We start from the raw sequence: 4823 nt of genomic DNA, 5'->3' as shown, positions 1-4823 counted from the left end.
GCGGGCGGTTGCGCACTGCGGGGGTTGCGGCAACGCCGGGAGGTTGCGCACCGCGAGGGTTGGGGCAATGCGGGCGGTTGCGCACCGCGGGGGTTGCGGCAACGCCGACGGTTGCGGCACTGCGGGGCGTTGCGGCAACGCCAGGAGTGCGGCATCGCTGGGGTTGCGGCAACGCGGGCGGTTGCGCACCGCGGGGTTGCGGCAACGCCGACGGTTGCGGCAGCGGAGGTTGCGGAAACGCCAGGGGTGCGGCACTGCTGGGGTGGAGGCATGGCCGCGTTGCGGCACGCCGGGTTGCGGTCCGCGTCAGACGTGGCGGTTGCGGACCGCGCTCGCGATCACCGCGATCGCCAGGACGCCGATGATGGCGGCCAGCGACGGGCCGACGCCGATCTCCGGGGCGGCGACGTGCGAGCCGCGCAGGGCCTCGAAGACGAGCTTTACCCCGATGAAGCCGAGAATCACCGCGAGCGCGACCGGGAGGTAGACCACGCGCTCCAGCAGGCCGCCGACCACGTAGTAGAGCTGCCGCAGGCCCAGCATCGCGAACGCGTTGGCGGTGACGATCACGTACGCGCTCTGCGTCAGGCCGAAGGCGGCCGGTAGCGAGTCCAGCGCGAAGACCAGGTTGGCCAGGCCGATCGCGGCGATCACCAGGGGGATCGGGGTGAGCACCCGGCGCGCGTCGACCACGGTGGTGAAGCGGCGGCCCGCATACACGTCGGTGGCCGGGATCAGTCGGGACAGCAGCGCGATGCCCGGCGGCTTCTCCTCCTCGCCGTCCTTGTCGCGCAGCGAGCCGAGCAGCCGCACGGCCGTGTAGACCAGGAACGCGCCGAACAGGTAGAACAGCCAGTTGAACGCGTGCACCGCGGCGCTGCCGGCGGCGATGAACACGATGCGCAGGGCGAGCGAGATCAGGATGCCGACGGTCAGCACCTCTTCGACCGCTCCGGGCGGCACCGCGAACCGGCCGATGATCAGCATGAAGACGAACAGGTTGTCGGCGCTGAGGCTGTACTCGGTCACGTAGGTGGCCACGAACTGCTCGGCCGTCTCCCGGCCCAGCCAGATCCCGATGGCGACGGCGGCGACCAGCGCCAGCCCGACGTAGAGGCCGATCCAGCGGGCGGCACCGGCCGGCGTGACCGCGTCCTTGCGGCGGGACACGGCGAGCAGGTCGACCGCGAGCAGACCGACCAGGACGACCGTGGTCAGCACCCAGCCCAGCACCGACACACCCACCACGCGCCTCCCCAGGCCACCGGACCCAAACCCGGAGAAGACTAGCCGTCAGGGTTGGTCGAAGCGGCAGCAGGCGATCACGGCCGCCGACTCCGGTGGCAGGTCGACGCTGGTGTTCGTGATGCTCACGCCGGAGCGGGTCGTGAACAGGACCGCCTTGGGTACGCCGTGCAGGCCCACCCGCGCCGGCGCCACCCCGATGTTGGCCGCCACCACCAGCGCGCCGCGCCGCATGGTGATCACCTCGGCGCCGCGGCGGATCGGGCGGGTCGGTTCCGGGCGGGCGGCGGCCAGGTCGGGGTGGGCCCGGCGCAGCGCCGTGAGCTCGCGCAGCGTGGCCGGCGGCAGGTCGTCGGACCGGGACAGCAGCGGGGTCAGCGGCGCCGTCAGCAGCAGGGTCGCCGCCACGTCGCGCAGCCCGGTCAGCGTGGCCACGGCGCCCGGCGGCGGCGGTGCGAGCGGCAGCACGGGATCGGGGTCGCCGGTTCGCCACAGCCAGGCGCTGACGCCCTCCAGCGTGCCGAGCACGCCACCCGCGGCGGGCACCAGGAACCGGTTGGACTCGGCCAGGGTCAGCGGCCGGCCGAGGTGGTCGGAGAGCGCGCCGACCGCGGCCGCGAACTCGCCCAGCGGCACGGGCGCCGGCGGCCCGTCGAGGCGCACGCCGTCGAGGGCGAAACCGGCCAGCCACTGCACGACGTGGTCGACCACGGCCGGGCCGAGGATGCGGTCGCTGGCCAGCCGCAGCGTGACGCCGAGCCCCTGCGCCCGGGCGGCCACGACGAAGCGGCGGAGCAGGTCGTCGTCCTCCGGCGGCTCGATCTCGACGGTGTCGACGCCGAGGTCGGCCAGCCCGGTCACGGCGGACAGGTCGTCCAGCGCGTAGACGACCCGGCCGGACACCTCACACTTCCCGGTCGAAGACGAGCAGGCTGCGCTCCGCGACGGTGGTCCGGGCGCCGGCGGCGACGGTCAGCGGCGGCTCGCTCGGAACCTCGTCGGCGCTCCAAGCGGCAGTGTCGAAGACGACCTGCCACTTCTCGCCGTACTCGGCCGGTGGCAGGGCGAACGAGAGCGGCTCGTGGTGGCCGTTGAAGCAGAGCAGGAACGAGTCGTCGACCTGGCGCTGCCCGTACCGGCCGCGCTCCTTGATGCCCTCGCCGTTGACGAACAGGGTCAGCGCGTTGACCTCGCTGTCCCAGTCCGAGATCGGGGTGCCGTCGAGGGCGAACCAGGCCATGTCCGCGACCGGTGTGGTCACGTCCCGACCGGCGACCGGCGCGCCCGTGAAGAACCGGCGGCGGCGGAAGATCCGGTGCCGGGCCCGGAAGGCGGCCAGCCGGCGCACGAAGGCCAGCAGGGCGTCGTCCACCTCGACCCAGTCGACCCAGGTGAGCTCGTTGTCCTGGCAGTAGCCGTTGTTGTTGCCGCGCTGGGTGCGCCCGAGCTCGTCACCGTGGCCGAGCATCGGCACGCCCTGGGAGAGGAACAGCGTGGCGAGGAAGTTGCGGCGCTGCCGGGCCCGCAAAGAAAGCACGCCCGGGTCTGACGTCGGGCCTTCCGCGCCGCAGTTCCACGACCGGTTGTCGGACGAGCCGTCGTTGCCGTCCTCGCCGTTGGCCGCGTTGTGCTTGTCGTCGTACGACACCAGGTCGCCGAGCGTGAAGCCGTCGTGGCAGGTGACGAAGTTGATGCTGGCCACCGGCCGGCGCCCGTCGTCCTGGTAGAGGTCGGCCGAGCCGCTGATCCGGGTGGCGAACTCGGCGAGGGTGTCCGGCTCGCCGCGCCAGAAGTCCCGGACGGTGTCCCGGAACTTGCCGTTCCACTCCGTCCACAGTGGCGGGAAGTTGCCGACCTGGTAGCCGCCCGGCCCGACGTCCCACGGCTCGGCGATCAGCTTGACCGTGCTGACCACCGGATCCTGCTGGACCACCTCGAAGAACGTGGAGAGCCGGTCGACCTCGTAGAACTCGCGGGCCAGGGTGGCCGCCAGGTCGAACCGGAACCCGTCGACGTGCATCTCCTGGACCCAGTACCGCAGCGAGTCCATGATCAGCTGCAGCGAGATCGGGCTGCGCACGTTGAGCGAGTTGCCGGTGCCGCTGTAGTCCACGTAGTAGCGGGGGTCCTCGTCGGACAGCCGGTAGTAGCCGGGGTTGTCGAGCCCCTTGAAGCACAGTGTCGGCCCGAGGTGGTTGCCCTCGCCGGTGTGGTTGTAGACAACGTCCAGGATCACCTCGATCCCGGCGGCGTGCAGCGCCCGCACCATGCCGCGGAACTCCTGCACCTGCTGGCCGTGCCGACCCATCGCCGAGTAGCCGTGGTACGGGGCGAAGTAGCCGATCGTGTTGTAGCCCCAGTAGTTGCGCAGTCCCCGGTCGGTGAGGTGCTGGTCGTGCACGAACTGCTGCACCGGCATGAGCTCGACCGCGGTGACCCCGAGGGTGGTCAGGTGCTCGATCGACGCCGGGTGGGCCAGCCCCGCGTACGTGCCGCGCAGCTCCTCCGGAACACCGGGGTGCCGGGCGGTCAGCCCCTTGACGTGCGCCTCGTAGATCACGGTGTCGTGGTACGGCGTACGCGGCGCGCGGTCGTTGCCCCAGTCGAAGTAGGGGTTCACCACGACGGCCTTGGGCAGGTACGGCGCCGAGTCGGTGGTCGACATCGCGTCGGGGTCGGCCAGGTCGTGCCCGTAGACCGCCGGATGCCAGTGGACGTCACCGTCGACAGCCTTCGCGTACGGGTCGAGCAGCAGCTTGTGCGGGTTGCAGCGCAGCCCCTTGGCGGGGTCCCAGGGCCCGTAGACGCGGAAGCCGTAGCGCTGGCCGGGCTGGACACCGGTCAGGAACACGTGCCAGACGTACGCGTCGACCTCGGTCAGATCGATCCGCTGCTCGTCACCGGCGGCGTCGAACAGGCACAGCTCGACCGCCTCGGCCACCGCCGAGTACACCGCGAAGTTCGTGCCGACCCCGTCGTACGTAGCACCGAGCGGGTAGCGCCGGCCGGGCCATACCAGCATTACCGCAGACTAGCGGCTTTTAGTCCATTTTGAACCAAAATCAAGCTGGTACGGCCCGGGCCGCGATCAGACGCTTTCGCCCAGGTGGCCGCGTAGCTTGGCCAGGGCTCGGGTAAGCAGGCGCGAGACGTGCATCTGGGAGACGCCGATCTGGTCGGCGATCTGCGACTGGGTCAGGTTGCCGTAGAAGCGCAGCGTCAGGATCTTCTGCTCGCGCTCGTCCAGCGTCGCCAGCGCGGGCCCGAGCGCCACGCGCAGCTCGGCCAGCTCGAACGAGGTGTCCTCCGACCCGAGCAGGTCGCCGAGCTCCGTGCCCCGCTCACTGTCGCCGGTCGGCGTCGAGAGCGACACCGCGTTGTACGCCCGGGCGCCCTCCAGGCCCTCCAGGACCTCTTCCTCGGAGATCTTGAGGTGCGCGGCGACGTCCGCCACCGTCGGCGAGCGGCCCAGCGTCTGCAGCAGCGAGCTGTTGGCCTCCGAGATCGCCAGCCGCAGCTCCTGCAACCGCCGCGGCACGCGGATGTCCCAGGTGCGGTCGCGGAAGTGGCGCTTGAGC

The 4823-nt window shown here is 71.4% G+C and carries 4 protein-coding genes; all 4 read right to left on the bottom strand.

The features are described from left to right. Positions 1–306 precede the first annotated feature (306 nt). Positions 307–1245 carry a TerC/Alx family metal homeostasis membrane protein gene (locus CHC05_RS11060; protein ID WP_218824510.1) on the bottom strand — a complete coding sequence of 313 codons (939 nt, stop codon included), beginning with the start codon at positions 1243–1245 and terminating at the stop codon, positions 307–309. A gap of 48 nt (positions 1246–1293) precedes the next feature. Beyond that, on the bottom strand, positions 1294–2148 hold the full coding sequence (locus CHC05_RS11055) for a DUF3459 domain-containing protein (protein ID WP_089247578.1): 855 nt from the start codon (positions 2146–2148) through the stop codon (positions 1294–1296). Position 2149: 1 nt separating this feature from the next. Further along, positions 2150–4267 (bottom strand): glycogen debranching protein GlgX, encoded by a 2118-nt coding sequence (gene glgX, locus CHC05_RS11050; RefSeq protein WP_089247576.1) that lies wholly within the window; start codon positions 4265–4267, stop codon positions 2150–2152. A 66-nt stretch (positions 4268–4333) separates the two neighbouring features. Next, a partial coding sequence (locus CHC05_RS11045) for a sigma-70 family RNA polymerase sigma factor (RefSeq protein WP_144022552.1) occupies positions 4334–4823 on the bottom strand: 490 nt, incomplete at its 5' end.

Source organism: Asanoa hainanensis (assembly GCF_900188485.1).
GTDB lineage: Bacteria > Actinomycetota > Actinomycetes > Mycobacteriales > Micromonosporaceae > Asanoa > Asanoa hainanensis.
Note: the sequence above shows the minus strand (reverse complement) of the source record. Positions and strands in the feature narration are given on the sequence as shown.